Origin of the sequence: Aliiruegeria sabulilitoris (assembly GCF_001558155.1) — a bacterium.
Taxonomy (GTDB): domain Bacteria; phylum Pseudomonadota; class Alphaproteobacteria; order Rhodobacterales; family Rhodobacteraceae; genus Tropicimonas; species Tropicimonas sabulilitoris.
Window position 1 is genome coordinate 94783 of record NZ_LOAS01000022.1, and the last position, 26133, is coordinate 120915.

Below are 26133 nucleotides of genomic sequence, written 5' to 3' on the forward strand. Positions count from 1 at the left end.
CCATGCCACTTGATACCTCTGATCGCGGCACGCCCCTTCTGGAGATGCGCAACATGCGCAAGTCCTTTGGCGGCATCCACGCCGTGGAAGACGTTTCGATCAACCTCCATGCCGGCGAGGTGCTCGGCATTCTCGGCCATAACGGCGCCGGCAAGTCGGTGCTGATGAAGATGCTCTCGGGCGCCTATCCGCGCGATGCCGGGCAGATCCTCATCAACGGCCAGGAGGCGCATATCGAGAACCCGCGCGATGCGCGCAAATACAATATCGAGACGATCTACCAGACGCTCGCGCTGGCCGACAATCTCGATGCCGCATCGAACCTGTTCCTCGGGCGCGAACTGGTCACGCCCCTCGGGCTGGTCAACGACGCCATGATGGAAGCCGAGACGCGCAAGATCATGAACCGCCTCAACCCGAACTTCCAGCGTTTCCATACGCCGGTTTCCGGGCTCTCGGGTGGTCAGCGACAATCGGTGGCGATCTCACGTGCGGTCTATTTCAACGCCAAGATCCTGATCATGGACGAGCCCACCGCGGCGCTCGGCGTGGAGGAAACGGCGATGGTGGCCCGCCTGATCGACGAACTCAAAGCGCAGGGCCTCGGCATCCTGCTGATCGACCATGACATTCACCAGGTAAAGGCGCTCTGCGACCGGGCCTCGGTGATGAAGAACGGCAAGCTGGTCGGCACTGTGCGCGTAAACGAGGTCACCGAGGACGACATCCTCGGCATGATCATCCTGGGCAAGAACCCGGAGACTGGAGTGGAATAATGTTTATCGGTCTGGATCTGGGGACCTCGGGTCTCAAGGCGCTCCTGATCGACGAAGACCAGAAGGTCGTCGCCGAAGCCGCCGCACCACTTACGGTCTCGCGACCGGCGGCGGGGTGGTCGGAGCAATCGCCAGCGGATTGGTTGGCGGCCGCTTCGGCGGCCATGGACGGGCTGGCCGCGGCGGCCTCTCTGGGCCAGGTCAAGGGGATTGGCCTGTCGGGGCAGATGCACGGGGCAACCCTGCTCGATGCCGCTGGCGACGTGCTGCGCCCCTGCATGCTGTGGAACGACACCCGTTCCTACAAGCAGGCCGCAGCGCTCGACGCCGCCCCGCTCTGGCGCGAGGTTTCCGGCAATATCGTCTTCCCCGGATTCACCGCGCCCAAGGTGATGTGGGTGCAGGAGAACGAACCGGAGATCTTCGAGAAGATCTCCAAGGTGCTGCTGCCCAAGGATTACCTGCGGCTCTGGCTCACCGGCGAAGCGGTTTCCGAGATGTCGGACGCCGCTGGCACTTCCTGGCTCGACACCGGCAAGCGGGACTGGTCGGACGCGCTTCTTTCCAGCTCCGAGCTGTCACGCGACCACATGCCGAGCCTCGTGGAGGGCTCCCAAATATCCGGCAAGCTGCGCAAGGAGCTGGCCGATCGCTGGGGCTTGCCCGATGGGGTGGTCGTCGCCGGTGGCGGTGGCGACAATGCGGCCTCGGCCGTGGGCGTCGGCGTCGTGAATGCGGGCGAGGCCTTCATCTCGCTTGGCACCTCGGGCGTGCTCTTTGCGGCCTCCGATGCCTATCAGCCGGACCCGGCCACGGCGGTACACACCTTCTGCCACGCCCTGCCCGACACCTGGCACCAGATGGGCGTGATCCTGGCGGCCACGGATGCGCTCAACTGGTATGCGGGCCTTGTCGGCTCGGATGCCGCGACGCTGACGGGCGAGCTGGGCGAGTTGCGGGCACCGGGCCGCACGCTGTTCCTGCCCTATCTGGGTGGCGAGCGGACCCCGCATAACGACGCGCAGATCCGCGGTTCCTTTACCGGGCTCGAACATGCCACCGACCGCACCGCCGGCGCCGTATCCGTTCTCGAAGGCGTCACCCACGCGGTCCGCGACAGCTATGACGCGTTGGCCTCCACCGGGACCAAGTTCGAGCGCCTGATCGCCGTCGGCGGCGGGTCGCGCTCGGTCTACTGGCTGCAGGCCATCGCCACCTCGCTCGACATGCCGGTGCAAGTGCCGGTGGCGGGCGATTTCGGCGGGGCCTATGGCGCGGCGCGTCTTGCACTGATGGCAGCGACCGGCAGTGGCGCCGAGATCGCAACGATCCCCGAGATTTCCAAAGTGGTCGAGCCCGTGAAGGACCTGACCCAATCCTTCGCCGATGCGCATGAGCGTTATCGCGAAACCTACCAAGCCCTCAGAGGTCTCTCATGACAAACTTCTTCGACGGCATCTCCCCCGTCAAATTCGACCCCGCGAGCGACAGCGATCTCGCCTTCCGCCACTACAATCCCGACGAGATCGTCATGGGCAAGCGGATGGAGGACCAGCTGCGCTTTGCCGTTGCCTATTGGCATTCCTTCGCCTGGGAAGGTGGCGACCCGTTCGGCGGGCGCACCTTCGACCGCCCCTGGTACCCGCAGGACAGCATGGCCATGGCCAAGGTCAAGGCCGACGCGGCCTTCGAGATGTTCGATCTGCTCGGCCAGCCCTTCTTCTGCTTCCACGATGCCGATGTCTGCCCGGGCGGCGAGAGCTTCCCCGAATACAAGCGCAATCTCGAAGAGATCGTCGAGTATTTCGCCGAGAAGATGGAGAGTAGCAAGACCAGGCTCCTCTGGGGCACGGCCAACATGTTCACCCACCGCCGCTTCATGTCCGGTGCCGCGACCAACCCGGATCCGGATGTCTTTGCCTGGTGCGCGGCCACGGTGAAGGAATGCATGGACGCCACGATGAAGCTCGGCGGGCAGAACTACGTGCTCTGGGGCGGGCGTGAAGGCTACGAGACCCTGCTCAACACCGATCTGGTCAAGGAGCGCAACCAGGCCGGCCGCTTCCTGCAGATGGTGGTCGACTACAAGAAGAAGATCGGCTTCAAGGGCACGATCCTGATCGAGCCCAAGCCGCAGGAGCCCTCCAAGCACCAGTATGACTACGACGTCAACACCGTCTATTCCTTCATCAAGGAGTTCGACCTCGAAGGCGAAGTGGCGATGAATATCGAGCAGGGCCACGCGATCCTTGCCGGGCACAGCTTCGAGCACGAGCTGGCCATGGCCGCCGCCTTCGGCATCCTAGGCTCCATCGACATGAACAAGAACGACTACCAGTCCGGCTGGGATACCGACCAGTTCCCGACCAACGTGCCGGAAGTTGCCCTGGCCTATTACGAGATCCTGAAAGCGGGCGGGTTCACCACCGGCGGGACGAATTTCGATTCCAAGCTGCGCCGCCAGTCGCTGGATCCCGAAGACCTCATCGCAGGCCATGTCGGCGCGATGGATGTCTGTGCGCGCGGGCTCAAGGCCGCGGCGGCGATGCTGGAAGATGGCGGGCTGGAAGCGGCGCGCGACGCGCGTTACGCCGGCTGGGAGAGCGCGGTGAACAAGGACATGCTGGCCAACGGCACCCTGGAAAGCATCTCCGCGCGGGTTCTGGCCGAAGGCCTCAACCCCGAGCCGCGCTCGGGGCGTCAGGAACGGCTGGAGAATTACGTCAACCGTTTCGTTTGACGGAAAGCCTGAACAAACAGGAACGGGCGCCCACCGGGGCGCCCGTTTGCATTTGGCCTCGGGCCGTGACGGCACAAGGACGCAAGAACCTTCGCCGCCGAGATCACCCGTTATTCAAGTGTGTTCTTGTAGATAACACCGTCTTTCATGATGACGTCGAAATTCCCGATGGGATCGCTGACGAGATCGAGATCTTCCAAGGGGTTGCCATCGACGAGGATCATGTCCGCATAGGCTCCCTCTTCGATCACTCCCAGCGGTCCGTTCGGATAAGGCGTCAGGGCACCTGAAAGCGCCAGCAACTCGGCATTGTCGCAGGTAGCCATCTTCAGGGCTTCATAGGGCGTGAACCAATTCTGCAATTTGGCAAGTTGCGCGCCCTGACGGCTGGCCAGATCGGCGCTGAACAGGGTGTCCGTGCCAAAAGCGATCTTGACGCCAAGCTCCTTCGCCGTTCGGTACACGAAATCGGTGCCGTCGGTCACGAACTTGTACTTTGCTTTCTGGAAGTCGTTCAGCGCCGGGGCATCCTCGTCGTCAAGGAAGGGTTGCATGCTGAGCCACACGTCTTCTTCAACGAAGCGCTGGAGGGTCTCGCGTGTCGACATGTGGCCATGCTCGACGCTTTTCACCCCGGCATCAATGGAATGGTTCACCGCCTCGTCGTTGATGGCGTGGGTCAGAACGTAGGTGCCCCAGTTCTCTGCCTGCTCAACCGCCGCCTCTAGTTCGGCCTTGGTGTATTGAATCGTGTGGATCGGGTCATAGCTCGACGTGACGCCACCACCGGCCATCAGCTTGATCTGTGTCGCGCCCTGCATCAGGTTTTCGCGAACACGCTTGAGCACCTCGGGAATGCCATCCGCGATGTAGAACATATCGGAGGTCTCGAACGGGTTCAGCTTGTCCGGCGTGGCAGGCACGTCCTTCGTCGTGCGGAAATCCATATGGCCCGCTGTTTGCGAAATGGCGGGTCCAGAGGGAAAGACCCTTGGCCCTTCAATCAGACCTTCATCCGTGGCGCGGGCGATGTCGAACATCGGTCCCGCCGTATCGCGCACGGTCGTAAAACCGCGATAGAGCGTGTCGCGCTGCGCAGCGGCCGTCTGAAGACTCCAATAGCCTTCGTTGGTTGACATGAGCTTGGCAATCGTCGCTGTCGCGAAGACACCATGCCAGTGGGCGTCGATGAGTCCGGGCATCAGCACCCGTCCGTCGGCTTCAATGATAGTCGCGAATTCAGGCGGATCGAGATCCGGTCCGATGCGGGAAATCATGTTTCCCGCGACGAACACGTCCTGTCCCTCCAGCAAGTCAGGCGAACAGCCTGTGAATACTTTTGCCCCCCGGATCAGAATGGCATTGGGCGTGCCATCTGTCCCCATGTCTTCCGACTGCGCCTGAGCGGAGCAAACGGACAGCGAGCACCCCAGTACGAGCCAAAGCCTGGATGCGAGTTGTGCTTTCATTTTGGTACCTCGAAAAAACCATTCGGAACATGCTTCAACCGTAACCATCCGAACCTGACCCCACCAGAAATAATCCCCGGGTCCCTGGATGTTTCACCCCTCCCCGTCGCGGGAAGGCCGGCCGCGATAGGTCGATGGGCTTGCGCCAAGATAGCGTTTGAACATGCGGCTGAAGAAATAGGGATCCGCATAGCCAAGCTCCGCCGCGACCAGTTTGACCGAGAGCCCCTGCCCCAGCCGGTTTGCGGCGAATTCCATGCGTTTCAGCTCGCGGTATTTCTGCGGTGTCAGACCGATCCTCTCCTTGAAGGCGCGGCGGAAATAGTCTCCGTTATACGGCACCGCCGCGAGCGCCTCCTCGACGCCGGCCCCCAGCGGATCGGCGGAGAGCCTTGAGGCAACGAGCATGATCTGCATCGACAGGTGATCCTTGCTCTCCGGAACGGACCGCTCCACCTGCCATTCCACGAAAGCCTCTTCGAGATAGGCCAGCAGCAGCACCATGAACTGGTGGTGCTGCGCAAGCGTCGTCCGGTCCCTCGGTGCATTCTGCCGGAAATGCCGGATCAGCGGTTCCAGCACCTCCCAGTCCGGCATACGGACCACCGGTCGAAGCGCCATCTGCCGGATCAGGTCGCCCTGGCGGAAGAATTCCAGCGTGAAATGCTGCGCGATCCCGACAATGGGCCCGTCGCCCGCATTCACGCCCCGAAACCGCGTCAGCGCGGGGATCAGCATCCCGTCGCCGGGGGTGAGCAGGACCGGCTCGGCGGCATTGCCGACCTGGTAGCTGATCTGACCGGACAGGCAGATGATCAGGTCATGCACCGGGTTGAGCTTGTCGATTTTCCAGCCCGCATCGTGCTGCATCCGGATGGTGGAGCGCGCCAGACGAAGCGACAGCGAGCCCACGGGGATGTGGCTCAAAGGGGAATGTTCGATTTTGTCCATTCTTTTGTCAGATTAGCACTATTTTGAACCCCAAACTAGCATAGTAGGCTTCTTGGAACGGTGCAATTTTCCTTCTGGAGGGGGAATTTGCACGCAAATGGGAGGGGAGGATCGAGTTCTGGCCGCAGGTCAGAGCTTCGGCCACCAGTTAAATGGACGATTCCGATCAGAAAATTCCTGTCCGCATCGCCTTTGTCGGTGGTGGCTCGCTCAACTGGGCGACAGGGCTCATGGCCGACCTGGCCTTTGACCGGCAGCTCGCCGCCGAGGTCCGGCTTTACGACATAGACCACGCGGCCGCCTGCCGGAACACCGAGATCGGGACGCGCCACGCGGCCGTCTCCCGTGGCCGCGCCGCGACCTATACCGCCTGCCGGACGCTCGCCGAGGCGCTGGACGGGGCGGATGTCGTGGTTATATCGATCCTGCCCGGCAGTTTCGAGGACATGGCGCAGGACATCGCCATTCCCGCCGCTTTCGGCATCCCGCAGGCCGTGGGCGATACGGTCGGCCCGGGCGGCTTCGTCCGTGCCCTGCGCGCGATCCCGATGCTGGCCGAGATTGCCCGCGCTATCCGCGCGCATGCCCCGAACGCCTTCGTCTGCAACCTGACCAACCCGATGAGCGTGCTGACCGGCACATTGCACGCGGTCTTTCCCGGCATCCGCGCCTGGGGCGAATGCCACGAGGTCACCAAGATCCGCCGGCAGATCGCCCATATCGCCAACGAACAGACGGGCGAGGAACGTTACAGCCACCGTGATGTCCACGTGGACGTGCTGGGGATCAACCATTTCACCTTCGTGAACCGGATATCGCTCGACGGCCGGGACATGATGCCGGCCTACGAGGAGTTCGTCGGGGCGCATATGCAGAGCGGCTGGGCACAGACCGAACCCGGCAGGGATGCCGAGCACGCGACCTATTTCGGCACACGCAACCTCGTCGCCTTCGACCTCTTCCGCCGCTTCGGCATTCCCGCCGCCGCCGGCGACCGGCATCTGGCCGAGTTCCTGCCAGTGGCCGAATACCTGCACGATCCGGAACACTGGGGGTTCACCCTGACCCCGGTCGATTACCGTATCCGGGACCGGGAGCAGAAACGGCAACGGGCCGAAGCGCTGCGTGCGGGCGAGATTGCTCCCGAGGCCCATCGTTCCGACGAGGCGTTGATCGAGCAGATCGTGGCGCTGATGGGGGGCGAAATGCATATCGGCAACGTGAACCTGCCCAATCGCGGCCAGATGGCCGACCTGCCCGAAGGCACGATCGTGGAGACCAACGCGGTCTTTTCCCGCCGGGGCGTGGAGCCGCTCTGTGCCGGACATCTGCCCAAGGCGCTCGCCGCGCTGGTGCGGGAACATGCCAGCCGACAGGATGCGCTTCTGCGGGCCGTGCTGGAATGCGATCACGCGGCGCTCTTCCCGCTGTTCCGCGAGGATCCGCTGGTCGCACCTTTGCCAGACAGCGCGGCCCGGGCGATGTTCGCACAGATGCTAGCGGCGACAGCCCATGTCCTGCCGGATGAAATGAAAGGAGCTGCCTGATGGGTGGAGACAGCAAGTATCTCGGCCTGTGGTACGTGGCGCCCTACGTGATCGGGCTGCTGCTCTTTACGGCCTTCCCCTTCGTGGCCTCGTTCTTTCTGAGCTTCACCGATTACGACCTGCTCTCGCGCCCCGAATGGGTCGGCACGAAGAATTACGAGAAGCTCTTCACCCGCGACCGCACCTTCGACAAGTCGCTGAAGGTGACGCTGATCTATGTCTTCACCACCGTGCCGCTGAAGCTCACCTTCGCGCTCTTCATCGCGGTGGTGCTGAATTACCGGCTGAAGGCGATCAACCTGTTCCGGACCGCCTATTACGTACCCTCGATCCTCGGCGGCTCGATCGCCATCGCCGTGCTGTGGCGCTACATCTTCGCCGATACCGGGCTGGTGAACATGATGATCGAGGGATTTGGCGGCGATCCGATCAACTGGTTCGGCGAGCCCGCGAACGCGCTCTTCACCATCACGCTGCTGCGCTGCTGGCAGTTCGGCTCGGCGATGGTGATCTTCCTCGCCGCGCTGCAATCGGTCGACAAGTCGCTCTACGAGGCCGCGGCCATCGACGGCGCCGGCCCCTGGAATATCTTCCGCCACGTGACGCTGCCGCTGATCACGCCGGTGATCTTCTTCAACCTGATCATGCAGACCGTGCAGGCCTTCCAGGAGTTCAACGGTCCCTACATCATCACCCAGGGCGGGCCGCTGAAATCGACCTACCTGCTGCCGCTCTACATCTATGACGAAGCCTTCAAGAGTTTCGACATGGGCTACGCCTCGGCCATCGCCTGGGTGCTCTTCTCCATCATCATGGTTCTGACCCTGATCGCCTTCTGGTCGTCGAAGAAATGGGTCTATTACGCCGGCGACAAGCGGAGCTGATCGACATGGCACATATTTCCGAAGTCAACGTCCAGGCCGCCGCGGTTCCACCCACGGAAATCGAGGTCAAGCTGCGCCGCCAGCGCCGGATCTCGGCCACCCTGCGCTACGGGTTGCTGACCGTCGTCGGGCTGATCATGATCTACCCGCTGATCTGGATGATCGGCGCCTCCTTCAAGACAAATGCGGAGATGTTCTCCTCCGCCGGTTTCTGGCCGAACGAGCCGACGCTGCAGGGGTATATCGACGGCTGGAAGACCTCCACGCCCTACACGTTCGGGCATTTCTTCCTCAATTCGCTCTGGATCGTCCTGCCAAAGGTGATCGGCACCGCGATCTCCTGCACGCTGGTCGCCTATGGCTTTGCGCGCTTCGATTTTCCCGGCAAGAAGATCCTCTTTGTCACCGTGATCGCGACGCTGCTGCTGCCCAACGTGGTGACCCGCATCCCGCAATACCTGCTGTTCCGGGAGCTTGGCTGGCTCGACAGCTTCCTGCCGCTCTGGGTGCCCTCGGCCTTCGCGGGCGACGCCTTCTTCGTCTTCATGGTGATCCAGTTCCTGCGCGCCATCCCGCGCGACATGGAAGAGGCCGCCCGTGTCGACGGCGCGAGCACGCTGCAGACGCTGATCTACATCGTCGTGCCGATGCTGGCGCCCGCGATCATCTCGGTCTGCCTGTTCCAGTTCATGTGGACCATGAACGATTTCCTCGGGCCGCTGATCTACATCTCCTCGGTCGAAAACTACCCGGTGAGCCTGGCGCTCAAGCTGTCCATCGACACGACCGAGGCCTTCAACTGGAACCAGATCCTCGCGATGTCGGTGCTCACCCTCACACCTTCGCTGATCGTGTTCTTCATGGCCCAGAAATATTTCATCGAGGGCATCTCGTCGGGAGGAGTCAAAGGCTGATGGCTGAACTGCAACTCAAATCGGTCGTGAAAACCTATGGTAACGGGTTCAAGGCGGTTCACGGCATCGACCTCGAGGTCAAGGAAGGCGAGTTCATGGTGCTGGTCGGCCCCTCCGGCTGCGCCAAGTCGACCACGCTTCGGATGATCGCCGGGCTGGAGACCATCACCGGCGGCGAGGTCCTCATCGGCGACCGGGTGGTCAACGACCTCGTGCCCGGCAAGCGCGGCATTGCCATGGTGTTCCAGAACTACGCGCTCTACCCGCATATGAAGGTACGCCGGAACCTCGGCTTCGGCCTGCAACTGCGCCGCACGCCCAAGGACCAGATCGAGTCCGCGACCAACGAAGTCTCCGGCGTGCTGGAGATCGAGGAACTGCTCGACCGGCTTCCCAAGCAGCTCTCGGGCGGTCAGGCACAGCGGGTGGCGCTCGGCCGCGCGCTCATCAAGCAGCCCGAGGTGTTCCTCTTCGACGAGCCGCTTTCCAACCTCGACGCCAAGCTGCGCGCCTCGATGCGGGTGCGGATCACCGACCTGCACCAGCGCCTGCGCAAGGAGGGGCGGCCCGCCACGGTGGTCTATGTCACCCATGACCAGGTCGAGGCGATGACGATGGGCGACCGGATCTGCGTGATGAAGGACGGCTATATCATGCAGGTCGCGGATCCCGAGACGCTCTACGAGCGCCCCGCGAACGCCTTCGTCGCCGGCTTCATCGGCATGCCGGAAATGAACCTCTTTCCCGCCGTACTGAGCCACGACGGCGACACGCCAAGCCTGACCGCCGACGGCCAGACCATCACCGTGGCCGAGGGGCTCGCCCACCGGATCAACACCGGCGACGGGCCGGTAACCTTCGGCATCCGGCCGCAACAGCTCCATGTCGTGGCACCCGGAACCGAGGGCGCCTTTACCGCCACGATCAGCCATATCGAATTCATGGGGCACGAGATCAACCTGCACGCCCGGCTGGGCGACGCACAGCTCGTCGCCGTCGTGCCCACGGACCGCTTCGATACGCATTTCGCGCGTGGCGACCGCGTCGAGCTGCGGCCCGCGGGGGGCCATGTCCATCTTTTCGATGCCGATACGGGCCAGAATGTCTCGATCGGCCACGGGTCCAACTGAGTTCAAGGGAGGAAGAACATGAAACTGAACATCCTGAGCCTCGCGCTCGCCACCACCGCGCTTGCAAGCGCCGCCAATGCGGCCGATCTGCGGATGAGCTGGTGGGGCGGTGACAGCCGTCACCTTGCCACGCAGGAGGCCCTGAAGGCCTGTGGCGAGAAATACGGCCACACGATCAGCCCCGAATTCACCGGCTGGTCGGGCCATTTCGAAAAGCTGACCACCCAGATCGCCGGCGGCACCGAGGCCGACATCATGCAGGTCAACTGGCCGTGGCTGTCGCTCTACTCGGCAAAGGGCGACGGCCTGGCGGATCTCAACGAGCTGTCCGGCATCATCGACCTGTCGAACTGGGATGCCGCGCAGATCGCGGCGGGCTCCATGGCCGGCAAGCTGAACGGGCTGCCCGTTTCAACCACCGGCCGCCTCTTCGTGTTCAACAAGACCACCTGGGACAAGGCCGGGCTTGACCTGCCCAAGACCTGGGACGACCTGATCGCCGCCGGTCCCGTCTTTGCCGAGAAGCTGGGCGAGGATTACTACCCCTTCGAGGCCGCCGCGCTCGACGCCTCGCTGATCATCACGCTTTACGGCACCCAGAAGACCGGCAAGCCGCTCATCGACCCGGCCACCAACGAGATCGCCTGGACCAAGGATGAGCTGATCGACGCGATCGAGTTCTACAAGACGCTGGTCGACAACCACGTCATCATCCCGTGGAAAAAGGTCGCCGCGGCCGGCAACGTGCCGCTGCATGAAAACCCGAACTGGGCCGCGGGCAAGATCGGCGGCACCTACCAGTGGGATTCGACCTATTTCAAGATTTCCGACCCGCTTCAGGAAGGCCAGGAGCTGGCCTATGTCGACCTGCTGAGCCAGGACGGCCAGAAGACGCCGGGCATCTATCGCAAGGCCTCGATGGTGTTCTCGATCTCGAAGAATTCCGAGAACAAGGACGCCGCCGCCCAGATCGTCAACTGCCTGCTGAACGAGCCCGAGGGCGTGGCCGCGCTCGGCTCCACCCGTGGCGTGCCCGCCTCCAAGGTCGCCCGCCAGCAGCTTCTCGATGCAGATGCGATCAAGCCGATCCAGATCGAGGCCCAAGCCCGCGTGATCGACGCCGAGGGGCCGGGGATCCACCCGATGATGGAATTCCCCGATGTACGCTCGGCGCTGCAGGATAACCTCGAACTCTTCGCCTATGGCGAGGTCGATGCCGCCGCCGCAGCAGACGAGATGATTTACGCGATCGAGGAAGCCCTCGAGGACATCAAGTCCTGACCTGACGACCACCACCACTCCGGATGCCGGGCCATTTCAGGCCCGGCACTCCCCCTGATTTCAAACGGATACCCCCATGGCCGGCCTCCGCGTTCTCGCAGCAACCGCGAGAACCCTCTCCCTCCTCGTCGCCCCCGAAGGCACGCGCTTCGCGCTGCCCGCGCCAACCTCGTGGACGCTCCGGGATGCGGCTGGCGAACCGGTGGCACGCGGAGAGGCGCGCGTCGTCCCTCTCTTTCTCGAAGGATTGGAGCCCGATAGCGCCTACCGGCTGGAGACCGATATCGGCGGTCTCGACCTGCGGACGCTCCCCTGCACGGGGCTGATCGACGCAACGGATTTCGGTGTCGACACGCAGAGCCCCGACAACGCCGAGGCCCTCGGCCGCGCAATCGCCGCAGTTCCAACGGGCGGCACACTACGGCTCACCCCCGGCCGGTATACGAGCGGGCCGGTCTTCCTGAAACCGCAGATGACCCTTCACCTGGCAGAAGGGGCCGAGCTTGCTGCCAAGGCGGACCGCACAGGCTGGCCGATCCTGCCCGAACGGACAGCGGATGGACGCGTACTGGGCACCTGGGAGGGCCTGCCGGAGCCCTGTTTCGCGGCCCTTCTTACCGCCATCGACTGCTACGGCCTCGCCATCACCGGGCGAGGCGTAATCGACGGCGGTGGCGATCGCGGCGACTGGTGGCACTGGGCGAAGGAGCGCCGCGACGGCGCCCGGCGCCCGCGCACGCTCCACCTCGCCCATTGCAACGGGGTGCGCCTGACCGGCCTCACCATCCGCAACTCGCCCTCTTGGACCCTACATCCCTATGGCTGCCGGCAGCTTCATGCCTCCGCCCTGAGGATCGAGAACCCGCCCGACAGCCCCAATACCGATGGCTTCAACCCGGAAAGCTGCGAGGCGGTCGAAATCACGGGTGTCGATTTCTCCGTTGGGGACGATTGCATCGCCATCAAGGCCGGCAAGCGCGCACCCGGGCAGACCGATCACCTCTCACCGACCCGCGACGTGCGCATCTCGCACTGCCGTATGCAGCGCGGCCACGGCGCGGTGGTGCTCGGCTCCGAAATGTCGGGCGGGATCTACGATGTAGAGATCGCCGATTGCGCCTTTAACGCCACCGATCGCGGGCTTCGGCTCAAGACGCGGCGCGGACGCGGCGGCGCGATCGAGGGCGTGCACATGCGCAATGTAGAGATGTGGGACGTGCCGACCCCGCTCGCGATCAACGGCTTCTATTTCTGCGATCCCGACGGCAAGGAGGACTGGGTGCAGAACCGCGCCCCCGCCCCTGTCGATGAAACGACCCCGGTCCTGCGCGGGATCACGCTCTCGAACGTTTGCGCCCATGGCGTCTCGCTCGCGGCGGCGGCCGTGCTTGGCCTGCCGGAGGCGCCCATCGAGGCCGTACGGCTGCAGGATTTCCGGGTCTCCTATCGGCCCGATGCAATTGCCGATGTGCCGCTGATGGCGCTCGGCGTCGAAGCGGTGCGCCACGGCGGCCTGCTCGCCGAGAATGCCGAGGTTTCCGGCACCGTAACCTGCTTCACCGAAGACGAGGATGTGGCCCCATGCTGATGACGTATTTCGAAACCTATCTGGGGCGCTACGAGCCTTACAAGAACGGGGCATGGTGCTACGAGGACGGATGCATCTATCGCGGACTCGAATGCCTCCACCGGGCCACGGGCGAGCCACGCTGGCGCGTGCACCTCGTGCGGATGGTCGATGCCCGGATGGAGGACGGCCCCGCGCTCGCGGGCTACGATCCCAACGCGTACAATATCGACAATGTCCTGCCGGGCCGCGCCCTGCTCTACCTGCACGAGATCACCGACGAGCAGCGGTATCTCGACGCCGCCGCCCTGTTGGCCGGACAGCTTGTCTCCCAGCCGCGCACCCGCTCGGGCGTCTACTGGCACAAGCTCCGCTATCCTTGGCAGGTCTGGCTCGACGGGATCTACATGGGCGCGCCGTTCCAGATCGGCTACGGCCTGCGCGTCGGCGACGATGCCCTGCTTGCCGATGCGCTGACGCAGGTTGGCACGGCGCTCGACATGACATACGTGCCCGCCAGCGGCCTCTATGCCCACGCGGTCGACGAGGCGCGCAAGCAGCCCTGGGCCAACCCCGAGACCGGCCATTCCCGCGCGCACTGGGCGCGCGCCCTCGGCTGGCTCGCCATGGCTCTGGTCGATATCGCCGAGCTTGTGGGGCCGGAGCGGTTTGCCCCGCTGCAAGCGCGCACGCGCGCCCTGCTCGACCGGATCGCCGAATTGCGCCAGCCGGGCGGGCTCTGGCTTCAGGTCATCGACCGCCCCGATCTCGCCGGGAATTACGAAGAGAGCTCGGCCTCGGCCATGTTCATATACGCCCTGCTACGTGGCGACGCGCTCGGGCTCTCCAACGGAGTGCCAGAGGGGCTGTTCGAGCTGCTCACCGAAAAGACCCTGCGGCCGGCGCAGGCTGGCGGACTGGAATTCGTGGAGATTTGCGAGGTTGCCGGGCTGGGCATGTTCGAAGACCGTTTCCGGGACGGATCGGCCGAATACTACCTTTCCGAACGGCGAGTGGCCGACGATGCCAAGGGCGTCGGGCCGCTGATGATGGCGGCGGCCAGCGCGTTGGAACGGGAAGAGAGCCGGACACCGCTGCGCGCCAGCCGATGAGCCGCTTCCCGGACTGGCCGGCGAATGCAACGGCTGGGCCGCCGCGCCCGGTTTCGCGTGAAGACGTGCTGTCCGGCTCGGGTCCTAGGGGCGTGGCACTTGCCGATCCCTGGGAACCCGTGCCGTCCGGGCCACCCACCGATTCCGACTACATCGTGGACAGCGAGGTGCCAGAAGACCCTCCGCGCCGCTTTCGCACGCTTCAGGCCGCCATCGACCGCGCCCTTCTGGACGGCACGGGGACGCAAGCAGATTGGCGACGGGTGATCCGGGTTATGCCCGGTTTCTATGAAGGCCCGGTTTTCCTTCCGGCCGAAAGCCCGCCCCTGGCGCTTCTCGGCGCAGGCCGCGCGACCGTGACGCTGGCCGCGCGGATCGACGCGCAGATGCCCGGCCGCGAGTATAAACAGCGCTTTGGCGCGGGCTTCGCCACGGCGCATCCCGCGATCCGCGCGCATTTCGCGCGCATCGCGGCACGGGAGCGGATCACGACCGGCCATTCGGCCGTCCTGCGGATCGAGAGGGACGATACCATCGTCGCCGGCATGACGATCCGGAACGATTACGCCTGCGACCGGGCTGAGGCTGCGCCGCAGGCTGCCGAACCGGATGTCGCAGGACGGTACGCGCAAGGCCAGCACCAGGCCGTTGCCTGCCATGTCGCCGGCGCCGACCGGGTTCAACTGCATGCGCTGCACCTCGAAAGCTATCAGGACACGCTCTACCTGCAAGCGCCGGCCCGGGGTATCGGGCGCAGCCACGTTTCCGGCTGCATGATCACGGGCGATGTGGATTTCATCTTCGGCGGGGCGACGGGCTTTTTCGAACGCTGCGAGATCCGGTCACGCGGCCAGCGCGGCGCAAGAAGCTGGGCAGTCGCACCGAGTACGAACCTGTGGATGCCCCACGGTTTCGTCTTCGACCGGTGCCGCTTCACGCATGACGACTCGGAAGCGGGACGAAACGGGACGAGTTTTCTCGGCCGGCAGTGGTTCGAAGACGTTCGCGCGACGCCTTATCCGGCCCCGACCCCTTCGAGCCATGTCAGCCGGATCGCCGATGTGAACTGCTCCGCAACGCCCGTCGGCCGGATCAGCCGGCGATGCCTTGAAGCCGTCGGAAAATGCAGGGTCCAGAACTCCTCAATCGGACCGCATATTCCAACCGATTCCCCCTGGGATGACTGGTCTGCCGGAGCATGGTCTCCACGCTATCGCCCGGTGCAGGCAAATGCCGGGGATTTCCTGTCCCGTCTCGGCGTGTGGCTCGAAGAGAACGACCTTGATTACGCCGATCTGGACCCGCGGGATGCCTGGCTACAGGTGGTGAACTGCACAACCGACAGCGGCTGAAGCCACGGATCTGGCCCCTTTCGCGGCAGAGAACGCACCCCTTCACACTCCAATGACAGAGCGACCCGCGACGAGCGCCACATTGCCGAAGAATATAAGGATCGAGATTGCCCCCAGGACGAGCATCCCGCCTGCGACGACCCAGAGGGTCAGGGTGAAGAGGCGAGAAACGACGGAAAACAGCACGTCTTTCTGGGTTCCCATTTGCAATTCCTTCTCTGTTGGTCGGGCGCCGTCTGCGTGAGTGCGGGTTTCCCGAGGGGATGGATGTCAGCCCGGAGCGCGTGTGCTCGGACGATGGGACGCCCGACCGCACCGGCCATAACTATACGTTGCATAGTTATAGAAATGGTCCCGCGGGGAACGGTTTCAAGGCACGCGGCTGCGCATATCGGCCATGCGGGGGCAGCGGCTCGGATGTTGTTTCGCCGGCTTCCCACGGTGCGGGAACAAACCGGACATTTGCGGCTAGTCGCGCGAAGACGGCCTCGGCGAACAGGACGGCCACTCGCCAAAACTTGGTCCGGACCCGGCTTCCGCGCGGACCTGTTGCCGCCACTGCCTGCATTCACGTCCCGGGAGTGTCGGTTTTACGCAGTCCAAGCCAGTGTTGTGTTTTGATTCCCGGCGCGATTGAGATAGGACACGATGACACGACCTGAACTGGTGGCACCTCGATGAAAATGCGCGACACATTCCTCAAGCCGATGCATCCCGAAGGGCGAAAGTTTGTCGCCATATTCGCTGCCCTTACGGCAGCCTTGTTCCTGATCTCCACCTTCCTCGGCTGGATCGGGGTCGGGCTGACCATTTGGTGCTACTATTTCTTCCGCGATCCGGTGCGGGCCACGCCTGACCGCGACGGCTTGATCGTCAGCCCGGCCGACGGCATCGTCTCACTGATCGAAAAGGCCGTTCCGCCCGCAGAGCTTGGCATGTCGGACGAGGCGCTGACCCGCGTGAGCGTGTTCATGAGTGTCTTCAACTGCCATGTGAACCGGGCCCCCATCGCGGGCCGCATTGCCGCGATCGCCTACCGGCCGGGCAAGTTTCTCAATGCCTCGCTCGACAAGGCCAGCGCCGACAATGAGCGCAACAGCCTGTGCATCGAAATGGCGGATGGCCGTCAGATCGCCGTTGTCCAGATCGCCGGTTTGGTTGCGCGGCGGATCGTCTGTTTCTCCTCCGAGGGGGACGAGATCCAGACCGGTGAGCGCTTCGGGCTGATACGCTTCGGCTCGCGCCTGGATGTCTACCTGCCGGAGGGCGTGCATCCCATGGTCAGCCTGGGGCAGACCATGGTCGCGGGGGAGACGGTTCTTGCCGATCTGACCTCGGGAGAGCCGGCCCGTTCGGCGCGAGAAGCCTGAACGATGCCGGAGTCCTCGACCGACAAGAGAAAATTCGTTCCTGTCTTTCAGCTATTGCCAAACCTGCTGACCATCGTGGCCATTTGCGCGGGCCTGACGGCCATCCGCTTTGGCTATGAAGGGAACTATGAAATGGCTGTCCGCCTCATTCTGGCAGCCTGCGTGCTGGACGGCCTGGATGGGCGGCTGGCGCGGCTGATGAGGGCTGAGACGCCCATCGGCGCGGAGCTCGACTCGCTTGCCGATTTTCTGAATTTCGGCGTGGCGCCCGTCCTGATCCTGCATAGCTGGACACTGAGCGATTTCCGCGGCGCGGGTTGGTTGGCGGTCCTGTGCTACAGCATATGTTGCGTCTTGCGACTGGCGCGGTTCAATGTCAGCAGCCGCCTGGACACCGACGGATCGGCCTCCGACTTCTTCGTCGGCGTCCCCGCTCCGGCGGGCGCATTGCTCGTGTTGCTGCCAATGGTTCTCTCCTTTGCCATTTCCGATCTGCCCCTGGCCTCGCCCGCAATCATCGCTGCCTATACCGGCCTTGTCGGCTTGTTGATGATCAGTCGCATTCCGACATATTCGTTCAAGAACATTGTCATCGACCGCCGGAACACGAAATTCGTTCTGCTGGGCACGGTGCTTTTGGCATCCGCCCTTTTGACATATCTCTGGGCGACTCTTGCTCTGCTGACATTCGTCTATATCGGCTTCATCCTTTGGGGGCTCAAATCCGCTCGCAAAGGACATAATGACCGATAGCAAGACACGACCGGTTGAGGCTGGGAGCTGCTGGTAACGGCACTTGCTTTCAGTGCCCTCAGGTTGCCCTCCTGCGTCGGCACGCCTATCTAGATTGAACCGGGCGCCCTTTCTGGCGAACGGATATAGATCATGTCGGGACGCCTGCCTGCCCGGAGAACAGCCGAGAGTACCACCCAATGCACAGCGATCCGAATCGCCTCCAACTCTGGTTTCTGGGCATCATCGCATTTGCCGTCATACTGTTCCTTCTGGTGCAGGCGAAGTTCATCCTCATCTCGTTCTCGATCGCACTGATGCTGTTTTCGCTGACTTCGGGCGCAATCGGCTACCTGCAGACGCTTCGCATCGGGCAGGCCAGGCTTTCGGTTCTGCTGGCCTCCATTCTCGCGGTGTCTCTCATCGCGGCAGTGCTGATCTCGCTCTCCGTCCTCGTGCTGACGCAGACCAACGTGGTCGTCTCCACCGTTCTTCAGTATTCAGGCCCCGCCCGGGAAGCCGTGGCCGAAATCTTCGGCTGGATCGGAGACGATGCCGAGGCCGCCGTGCTCTCCTGGCTGTCGGAGGTGAAAATCGCTCCGTGGCTGGCGACAGTGGCCGGACAGGCGGGCAACCTGGCCTCCGGCACGGTGCTCGTGATCCTGTTCATCGGCTTTCTGTTCCTGGAGCGGGTCTGGTTCTCGAACAAGCTCGAAAACCTGCTCGACGACCCGGCCCGCGCCCATCGCATCGAGGCGATCCTCTCCTCCATCGTCCATCGGGTGAACCGCTACCTCGTCGTCAAGGCGGCCATCAGCACGATCACCGGCGCGCTGGTCTACCTGATGATGCGGCTGCTCGGGCTGGAGCTGGCCTTCGCCATGGGCGTGCTGACCTTCATCCTGAACTTCATCCCGAATATCGGCTCGATCGTGGCCACCCTCGTTGTCGCGCTCGTCGGCTATGTGCAGACGGGCGAGCAATTCACAGGCCTGGCGCTGCTGTCGGTCATCGGTGCCCTCCAGTTTACGGTCGGCCAGGTGCTGGAGCCCCTGCTGCTTGGCAACACGCTGCAATTGTCTTCTCTGGGTATCATCCTGTCGCTGGCCTTCTGGGCAGCGGTCTGGGGCGTGTTGGGAATGTTCCTCGCCGTGCCGATCATGGTTGCGATCATGATCATCTGTTCCCATGTCCCGCGCCTCCGCCCGATTGCGATCCTCTTGTCGCAAAAGGGGCTGCCAGACCTCGCGGGCCACAGGGACGCGGCCGGGCTGGACGCAACCGACATTGACAGGAAGGTCGCCTGAGACGGGTTTCCGTTTCCGACCAGCATCATGGATCTGCGCTTCGCGGCAATCCGCTCGGCTGTTCCATTCGCCATTGAGAACAAAAAGCGAACATAGTACATTGCTCGCATGTCGCACCATGCCGCCCTGCTCTCCCGCGCGCCCCATTCCGGCCGCCCCGCCCTGCCCGTTCTGGGCGAGATGACCCTGACGCTTGCCCGCGCGCATGAGTTCTGCGGCTCCGCGCGGCGTACGCTCGCGCTGGAGGTGGCGGCGGCGCGGGAAGGGCCGGTACTCTGGATCGCGCCGGCCTGGCAGGCGGAATGGCTCAATGGCGACGGGGTGACGGGGCGGTTCGACCCCGGCCGCCTGCTGTTGCTGCGGCCGAAGCGGGCCGAGGATCTGCTGTGGTGCATGGAGGAGGCGCTGCGCAGCGGCGCGGTTCCGCTGGTGGTAGCCGACCTGCCCGGCCCACCGGGGCTGACGCCGGTGCGACGGCTGCACCTGGCCGCCGAAACCGGGGCCGAGGCCGCGGGCGGGCGCGCCGCGCCGCTTGGCCTTCTGCTCACCCCGGGCGATGGCGGCGCGGCGGGGGTGGAGAGCCGCTGGGCGCTGCTGCCCCGGCACCGCAAGGGGCAGAGCCGCTGGTTGCTGGAGCGCCGCCGCAGCCGCAACGCGCCGCCTGCGGGCTGGGAGCTGGAGGAACGGCCCGGCGGTCAGGATGACCGGATGCGCCTGCGCCCTGCCCCCGCCTGAGCCGTTCCGCCCGACAATATGCCGCCCGGCCAAGGCTGTGCTGGCACTCCGCGCCCGCATCGGCTAAAGCCTCGCGCAAGTCGAAACGGAGCCGCTAAGCATATGTCCCGCATTCTCATCACCTCGGCCATTCCCTATATCAACGGGATCAAGCACCTGGGCAATCTCGTCGGCAGCCAGCTGCCCGCAGACCTTTTCGCCCGCTACATGCGCGCCCGCGGCAACGAGGTGCTGTTCCTGTGCGCCACCGACGAGCATGGCACGCCCGCCGAGCTTGCCGCAGCCAAGGCCGAGATGCCGGTAGACGAATATTGCCAGCAGATGCACCGCACCCAGGCCAAGCTGGCGGCGGGCTTCCGGCTTTCATTTGACCATTTCGGTCGCTCCTCCAGCCCGCAGAACCACCGCCTGACGCAGTATTTCGCCGGCAAGCTGGCCGAGAACGGCTTCATCGAGGAAGTCAGCGAAAAACAGGTCTATTCCCATGCCGATGGCCGCTTCCTGCCGGACCGCTACATCGAGGGCACCTGCCCCAACTGCGGCTATGACAAGGCGCGCGGCGATCAGTGCGAGAACTGCACCAAGCAGCTCGACCCGACCGACCTGATCGACCCGCGCTCCGCGATTTCCGGCTCGACCGATCTCGAAGTACGCGAGACCAAGCACCTCTACCTGCGCCAATCAGCGCTCAAGGACGAGCTGGATGCCTGGATCGACAGCAAGTCCGACTGGCCTGTGCTGACCACCTCGATTGCCAAGAAATGGCTGCATGACGGTGACGGGCTGCGCGACCGGGGCATCACCCGCGACCTCAACTGGGGGATCCCGGTGAAGAAGGGCGAAGAGGAGTGGCCCGGCATGGAGGGCAAGGTCTTCTATGTCTGGTTCGACGCGCCGATCGAATACATCGCCTGCTCGGCCGAATGGGCGGAAGCGCAGGGGCTGGAAGAGGCCGACTGGAAGCGCTGGTGGCGGACCGACGCGGGCGCCGAAGACGTGCGCTACGTGCAATTCATGGGCAAGGACAACGTGCCTTTCCACACGCTCTCCTTCCCGGCCACGATCATGGGCTCGCGCGAACCGTGGAAGCTGGTGGATTACATCAAGTCCTTCAACTACCTCAACTACGATGGCGGGCAGTTCTCGACCAGCCAGGGCCGTGGCGTCTTCATGGACCAGGCGCTGGAGATCCTGCCGGCGGATTACTGGCGCTGGTGGCTTCTGTCGAACGCGCCCGAGACCTCGGACAGCGAATTCACCTGGGAGAAGTTCCAGGGCGGCGTGAACAAGGACCTGGCCGACGTCCTGGGCAACTTCGTCTCGCGCGTCACCAAGTTCTGCCGTGCGAAATTCGGCGAGGAGATCCCCGCGGGCGGCGAGCTGACCGAGGAGGGCCAGAAGCTGGTGGCCGATCTCGATGCCCGTCTGAAGGCCTATGCCGGGCATATGGACGCCATCGACGTGCGCAAGGCGGCCGCCGAGCTGCGGGCGATCTGGGTCGCCGGCAACGAGTTTCTGCAAACAGCCGCCCCCTGGACCTCCTTCAAGACAGATCCCGATCGCGCGGCGGCCGATATCCGGCTGGCGTTGAACCTGATCCGCGTCTACGCGGTGATCTCCGCGCCCTTCCTGCCCGACGCTTCGGCAACATTGCTCGAAGCGCTGCGCACGGATGCAGCCGACTGGCCCGAGGATATGGAAAAGGCGCTGTCCATGCTTCCTGCCGGTCATGGCTTTGCCGTGCCGGACACGCTCTTTGCCAAGATCCAGGACGAGGATCGGGAGGCCTGGGCCGAGAAATTCTCGGGCGTTCGGACCTGAACAGGAACGGCTTCGAGCGGCTTGCGGATGTTGACGGGGGGCTTTGCCCCCCGCACTCTTGAGAGCGCTCTCCCCGGGCTATGTTCCGGGAGTGTGATGGACGAGCTGTCTGCTTTCATCTTTCCGCAAAATACCTCCGCCGGAAGCATGATCCGCAGGATTGTACACACGCGAAACGCGCGCGCACTCGAATGGCGCGCCTCGCCTGGATAATGACCCTCTGTCCCCTGCACTCTTTTACTCCCTCCGCCACCGGGCTACGTCTTGCCACGCACAACCCGGCGAGGCCCCATGCTCATCGATGCCCGTGACCTGACCAAGACATTCCAGACCGCCGACGGAAAGCTGCCCGTGCTGAACGGCGTTTCGCTGCAATTGCAGTCGGGCGAGACACTCGCGCTGACCGGCGAATCCGGCTCCGGGAAATCCACGCTACTGCACCTTCTGGCCGCGTTGGATGCGCCGGATTCGGGAACGATCCGGCTTCAGGGCGACGATATCACCAAGGGCAACGATGCCAGCCGCGCGGCTGTCCGGCGCAACCGCATCGGGTTGGTGTTCCAGCAATTCAACCTCATCCCGTCGCTCGATATCGCCGCCAACCTCGCATTTCAGGCGCGCCTCGCCGGGCGGCACGATGCCGACTGGTGCGCCGCGCTGAGCGAACGTCTCGGCCTGTCCGAGCTGCTGTCGCGCTACCCGGAACAACTTTCCGGCGGACAACAGCAGCGCGTCGCCATCGGTCGCGCACTGGCGACACGCCCGCCCGTCCTGCTGGCCGATGAACCGACCGGCAACCTCGACGAGGCCACGGCCGACAGCGTGCTGGAGATCATGCTGGACCTGGTGGCGGAGACCGGCGCGGGGCTGCTGATGGTGACCCATTCCACGAGGCTGGCAGGGCGTCTCTCGCGGCGATTGCATCTCAGCCAGGGCCGGGTGGCATGAGGCGGGCCGCCCTCGCCGCGCTGATTTCGCATTGGCGTCGCCAGCCTTTGCAGTTTTTCACCCTGATCGCCGGACTGGCGCTGGCCACGGCCCTCTGGTCGGCGGTTCAGGCAATCAATTCCGAGGCGCGCCGCTCCTATGCGGCCGCCGAAGGCATGCTGGGTCTTGGCAGCTACGAAACCCTGGCCGATCCCGCCGGGCGCATGCCGCTGGAGACATTCGCCGAGCTGCGTCGGGCCGGCTGGCCGATCTCGCCGGTTCTGGAGGGACGCGCGCAGTTCGGTGACCAGCGGATCGAGTTGCTCGGGCTGGATTTCATCTCCGCGCCGCAAGCGAACTTGCCCGGAAACCCGCAATTGCGGGAGGCACTTTCGCCGACCGAAATCTTCCTTCCGCCGGGCATCGCCTTTGTCGCCCCGGACACGCTGCGCGCATTGCACGATATCGACGGCTTGCCACGTCTGATCGCCGACACCTCCCTGCCACCGGGGCGGCTCGTCACCGATATCGCCGTGGCCGACCGTCTGCTGGAAGCTGGCGGTGAGATCGACCGGCTGATCCTTCTGGAGGGCGCACCGAACGGCGTGCCCTCCGCGCTGGCGCCAGAATTGCAGCGTTTCGACCGACAATCGCAGGGCGAAATCTCGCGCCTGACCGACAGTTTTCACCTCAACCTGACGGCATTCGGCCTGCTCAGCTTCGCGGTCGGGCTGTTCATCGTCCATGGCACGATCGGGCTCGCCTTCGAGCAGCGGCGCTCCGTTTTCCGCACCCTGCGCGCGCTCGGCCTGCCGCTGCGCAATCTGCTGGCCCTGCTGCTGGCCGAAATCCTGCTGCTGGCGCTTCTGGCTGGTGGCTTGGGGATCGCGCTCGGTTATCTCATCGCCGCCGCACTGCTGCCAGACGTGGCCGCAACCTTGCGCGGCCTCTACGGGGCCAGCATTCCCGGCAGCCTTGCCTTCGATCCGACCTGGGCCGCCTCCGGGCTGGGCGTCGCGCTGATTGGAGCGCTGGTCGCCGCGGCCCACGGGCTGAACGCGATCCGCAAGATGCCGCTTCTGGCCAGCGCCCGCCCGCGCGCCTGGGCGGTCGCCTCGACAAGGTCGCTGCGCCGGCAGGCCCTGGCCGGGCTGGCACTGCTGGTCGCTGGGATCGCCGCTCCGATCCTTGCCGACGGACTACTTGCCGGATTCGCGCTGATGGGCGGGCTGCTTCTGGGGGCCGCCCTGCTGCTACCGCTCATGCTGGGCGCGGCGCTCTCTGCTGGCGCTGCCCTGGCGCGCGGTCCGGTCGCCCAGTGGTTCTGGGCCGACACCCGCCAGCAAGTTCCCGGCCTGTCGCTTGCCCTGATGTCACTCCTGCTGGCGCTGGCGACCAATGTCGGGGTTTCGACCATGGTCTCCTCGTTCCGGCTCACCTTCACCGGCTGGCTCGATCAGCGCCTGGTCTCCCAACTCTACGTCACCGCCCCCAGCGAAGCCGACGGCGAACGCCTGCGCGCCTGGCTTGAAACACGTGCCGATGCCGTTCTGCCGATCTGGAAGGTGGACAGCCCTCTCTATGGCGCGCCGGGCGAGATCTACGGCATCGTCGATCACCAAGTTTACCGCTCGCATTGGCCGCTCCTGGCGTCCAGCGACACCCCGTGGGAAGATTTCTATGCCGGCCGCGGCGCGCTCATCAACGAGCAGCTGGCCTATCGGGAGGATCTTTCGCCCGGCGATCCGGTCACGCTCGGCCCCGGCTGGACGCTGCCGGTCAGCGCGATCTATTCCGATTACGGCAATCCGGCGGGACAGGCGATCGTTCACCTGCCTCTCCTGCAGGAACATCATCACGAACTGCCGCGCCTGCGCCATGGCATCCTGACAAAGGATCCCGAGGGCCTCGCCCGTGCCCTCCACGAGGAGTTTGGTCTGCCACGCGCCAACCTGATCGACAATGACAGCCTCAAGGCGACGTCACTCCAGATCTTCGAACGCACCTTCACCGTCACCGGCGCGCTCAACGTGCTGACGCTCTCGGTCGCCGGTTTCGCGATCCTCACCGCGCTGCTGACATTGTCCAGCATGCGCCTGCCCCAGCTCGCCCCGCCATGGGCGCTCGGGCTGACGCGGGCGCAACTGGCGCGGCTGGAAACCCTGCGCTCACTTGCGCTCGCCACGCTGACCTTCGCGCTGGCGCTGCCCACCGGGCTGATGCTGGCATGGTCGCTGCTTGCGGTGGTCAATGTCGAGGCCTTCGGCTGGCGGCTGCCGATGTTCCTCTTCCCGGCCCAGTGGCTCTGGCTGTTGGCGCTCTCGCTCATCGCCGCGCTGCTCGCCGCCTACCTGCCGGTGCGCCGCCTGGCCCGCACCGATCCGTCGCAATTTCTCAAGGTCTTTGCCGATGAACGCTGACCGCCTCGCCCTCCTCCTCTGGCTCGCCGCCAGCGCCGCCAGCGCACAGGGCTTTGCCGGCCTCGGCACCGAGGCCGAGGGCTTCGCCATCCCGGCCCCGGAAGCCGCCCTCTCCTTCCCCGCCGATCACGGCCCTCACCCGGACTACCGCATCGAGTGGTGGTACCTGACCGCCAACCTCTCCGACGCGAGCGGCACCGATTACGGCATCCAGTGGACGCTCTTCCGCTCCGCGCTGGCTCCGTTCGCGGCCGAAGGCTGGGACTCGCCGCAGATCTGGCTCGGCAATGCAGGGCTGACGACGCCGGAAACCCATTTCGCCGCCGAGCGCCTCGCCCGTGGCGGCACCGGACAAGCCGGCGTGACCACGGCGCCTTTCGAAGCATGGATCGACGACTGGCACATGACCAGCACCGCCCCCTCCGGCGACCCGCTCGACAGCCTCAGCCTCGCCGCCAATGGCGAGGGCTTCGCTTATGACCTGACATTGCAGGCAACCGGCCCACTCGTGCCTCAAGGAATCGATGGTTATTCGGTCAAATCCCCCGAAGGCCAGGCCAGCTATTACTATTCCCAACCGTTCTACGAGATCGAAGGCTCGCTTTCCCTGCCTTCCGGACCGGTCGAGGTCACCGGGCAAGGCTGGCTCGACCGCGAGTATTCCTCCCAACCGCTCTCGGAAACGCAGGACGGCTGGGACTGGATCTCGCTCCATCTCGACGGAGGCGAGAAGCTCATGGGCTTCCGCCTGCGGGATCGCGAGGGCGCGCCTTTCACCTCAGCCACATGGATCGCCGCCGACGGCACGCCCTCGCCCTACCCGAACGGCGCGCTCACCATGACCCCGCTCGAAACGACCGATGTGAATGGTGCCCCCATCCCTACCCAATGGCAGATCGACCTGCCTGCGCGGTCTCTCTCCCTCCGCCTCGACGCGCTCAACCCGCAATCCTGGATGGACCTCACCTTCCCCTACTGGGAAGGCCCCGTCACCATCACCGGCAGTCACACGGGCAAGGGCTACCTCGAAATGACCGGCTACACCGCTCCTTGATGTATCCGCTTGGGTGGGTCCGTGTCCTCACCGCGCGAAGCGCT

At 64.5% G+C, this 26133-nt stretch carries 22 protein-coding genes; 19 read left to right on the forward strand and 3 right to left on the reverse strand.

Annotated features, from left to right (window positions below; all coding sequences use genetic code 11):
- Nucleotides 1-2 precede the first annotated feature (2 nt).
- The 3 genes from AX756_RS17660 to xylA are packed head-to-tail and all read left to right on the forward strand — an operon-like array spanning nucleotide 3 to nucleotide 3516.
- Complete coding sequence (locus AX756_RS17660; protein ID WP_068314694.1) at nucleotides 3-776, forward strand: ATP-binding cassette domain-containing protein; 774 nt, start codon at nucleotides 3-5, stop codon at nucleotides 774-776.
- Nucleotides 776-2215: a xylulokinase gene (gene xylB / locus AX756_RS17665; protein WP_068314699.1), complete on the forward strand. Its 1440-nt coding sequence runs from the start codon at nucleotides 776-778 to the stop codon at nucleotides 2213-2215. The genes AX756_RS17660 and xylB overlap by 1 nt, the downstream gene beginning before the upstream one ends.
- Nucleotides 2212-3516 carry a xylose isomerase gene (gene xylA / locus AX756_RS17670; RefSeq protein WP_068314701.1) on the forward strand — a complete coding sequence of 435 codons (1305 nt, stop codon included), beginning with the start codon at nucleotides 2212-2214 and terminating at the stop codon, nucleotides 3514-3516. The genes xylB and xylA overlap by 4 nt, the downstream gene beginning before the upstream one ends.
- A gap of 110 nt (nucleotides 3517-3626) precedes the next feature.
- Here xylA and AX756_RS17675 read toward each other — a convergent pair whose 3' ends face one another.
- Nucleotides 3627-5033 (reverse strand): metal-dependent hydrolase family protein, encoded by a 1407-nt coding sequence (locus AX756_RS17675; RefSeq protein WP_197431089.1) that lies wholly within the window; start codon nucleotides 5031-5033, stop codon nucleotides 3627-3629.
- Between the two features lie 45 nt (nucleotides 5034-5078).
- Nucleotides 5079-5936, reverse strand: coding sequence for a helix-turn-helix domain-containing protein (locus AX756_RS17680; protein WP_068314705.1), 858 nt, complete (start codon nucleotides 5934-5936; stop codon nucleotides 5079-5081).
- Nucleotides 5937-6088: 152 nt separating this feature from the next.
- Here AX756_RS17680 and AX756_RS17685 point away from each other — a divergent pair, with 152 nt between their 5' ends.
- The 8 genes from AX756_RS17685 (at nucleotide 6089) to AX756_RS17720 (ending at nucleotide 15723) form a co-directional block, all read left to right on the forward strand.
- Nucleotides 6089-7483: a family 4 glycosyl hydrolase gene (locus tag AX756_RS17685; RefSeq protein WP_068314708.1), complete on the forward strand. Its 1395-nt coding sequence runs from the start codon at nucleotides 6089-6091 to the stop codon at nucleotides 7481-7483.
- Complete coding sequence (locus AX756_RS17690; RefSeq protein ID WP_068314710.1) at nucleotides 7483-8367, forward strand: carbohydrate ABC transporter permease; 885 nt, start codon at nucleotides 7483-7485, stop codon at nucleotides 8365-8367. The genes AX756_RS17685 and AX756_RS17690 overlap by 1 nt, the downstream gene beginning before the upstream one ends.
- Before the next feature lie 5 nt (nucleotides 8368-8372).
- The gene (locus AX756_RS17695; protein WP_068314712.1) at nucleotides 8373-9281 is read left to right on the forward strand and encodes a carbohydrate ABC transporter permease; all 909 of its coding nucleotides are present in this window, start codon (nucleotides 8373-8375) and stop codon (nucleotides 9279-9281) included.
- Entirely contained in the window at nucleotides 9281-10411 is a 1131-nt protein-coding gene (locus tag AX756_RS17700; RefSeq protein WP_068314715.1) for an ABC transporter ATP-binding protein, read from the forward strand. Before AX756_RS17695 ends, AX756_RS17700 begins: the two co-directional genes overlap by 1 nt.
- Nucleotides 10412-10429: 18 nt before the next feature.
- Nucleotides 10430-11692 (forward strand): ABC transporter substrate-binding protein, encoded by a 1263-nt coding sequence (locus tag AX756_RS17705; RefSeq protein WP_068314718.1) that lies wholly within the window; start codon nucleotides 10430-10432, stop codon nucleotides 11690-11692.
- 76 nt (nucleotides 11693-11768) lie between these two features.
- Nucleotides 11769-13280 (forward strand): polygalacturonase PglA, encoded by a 1512-nt coding sequence (gene pglA, locus AX756_RS17710; protein ID WP_068314721.1) that lies wholly within the window; start codon nucleotides 11769-11771, stop codon nucleotides 13278-13280.
- On the forward strand, nucleotides 13274-14371 hold the full coding sequence (locus AX756_RS17715; protein WP_068314722.1) for a glycoside hydrolase family 88/105 protein: 1098 nt from the start codon (nucleotides 13274-13276) through the stop codon (nucleotides 14369-14371). Before pglA ends, AX756_RS17715 begins: the two co-directional genes overlap by 7 nt.
- Nucleotides 14368-15723, forward strand: a complete 1356-nt coding sequence (locus AX756_RS17720; RefSeq protein ID WP_068314724.1) for a pectinesterase family protein — start codon at nucleotides 14368-14370, stop codon at nucleotides 15721-15723. Before AX756_RS17715 ends, AX756_RS17720 begins: the two co-directional genes overlap by 4 nt.
- 42 nt (nucleotides 15724-15765) lie before the next feature.
- Here AX756_RS17720 and AX756_RS25715 read toward each other — a convergent pair whose 3' ends face one another.
- Nucleotides 15766-15927 carry a hypothetical protein gene (locus AX756_RS25715; RefSeq protein ID WP_156461550.1) on the reverse strand — a complete coding sequence of 54 codons (162 nt, stop codon included), beginning with the start codon at nucleotides 15925-15927 and terminating at the stop codon, nucleotides 15766-15768.
- Nucleotides 15928-16400: 473 nt separating this feature from the next.
- On the opposite strand from AX756_RS25715, the gene AX756_RS17725 reads away from it, so the two are divergent.
- From AX756_RS17725 to AX756_RS17760, 8 genes are all read left to right on the forward strand, one after another.
- The gene (locus AX756_RS17725) at nucleotides 16401-17093 is read left to right on the forward strand and encodes a phosphatidylserine decarboxylase (protein ID WP_068314725.1); all 693 of its coding nucleotides are present in this window, start codon (nucleotides 16401-16403) and stop codon (nucleotides 17091-17093) included.
- Nucleotides 17094-17096: 3 nt separating this feature from the next.
- Entirely contained in the window at nucleotides 17097-17846 is a 750-nt protein-coding gene (pssA, locus tag AX756_RS17730) for a CDP-diacylglycerol--serine O-phosphatidyltransferase (RefSeq protein ID WP_068314727.1), read from the forward strand.
- 179 nt (nucleotides 17847-18025) lie between these two features.
- Nucleotides 18026-19132 (forward strand): AI-2E family transporter, encoded by a 1107-nt coding sequence (locus AX756_RS17735; protein ID WP_082739173.1) that lies wholly within the window; start codon nucleotides 18026-18028, stop codon nucleotides 19130-19132.
- Between the two features lie 108 nt (nucleotides 19133-19240).
- On the forward strand, nucleotides 19241-19867 hold the full coding sequence (locus tag AX756_RS17740) for an ImuA family protein (RefSeq protein ID WP_068314732.1): 627 nt from the start codon (nucleotides 19241-19243) through the stop codon (nucleotides 19865-19867).
- Nucleotides 19868-19969: 102 nt separating this feature from the next.
- Nucleotides 19970-21688: a methionine--tRNA ligase gene (gene metG, locus AX756_RS17745; RefSeq protein ID WP_068314734.1), complete on the forward strand. Its 1719-nt coding sequence runs from the start codon at nucleotides 19970-19972 to the stop codon at nucleotides 21686-21688.
- A 291-nt stretch (nucleotides 21689-21979) separates the two neighbouring features.
- Entirely contained in the window at nucleotides 21980-22636 is a 657-nt protein-coding gene (locus AX756_RS17750) for an ABC transporter ATP-binding protein (protein ID WP_068314736.1), read from the forward strand.
- Entirely contained in the window at nucleotides 22633-25035 is a 2403-nt protein-coding gene (locus AX756_RS17755; protein ID WP_068314737.1) for an ABC transporter permease, read from the forward strand. Before AX756_RS17750 ends, AX756_RS17755 begins: the two co-directional genes overlap by 4 nt.
- The gene (locus tag AX756_RS17760) at nucleotides 25025-26089 is read left to right on the forward strand and encodes a lipocalin-like domain-containing protein (RefSeq protein ID WP_068314738.1); all 1065 of its coding nucleotides are present in this window, start codon (nucleotides 25025-25027) and stop codon (nucleotides 26087-26089) included. The genes AX756_RS17755 and AX756_RS17760 overlap by 11 nt, the downstream gene beginning before the upstream one ends.
- Nucleotides 26090-26133 lie beyond the last annotated feature (44 nt).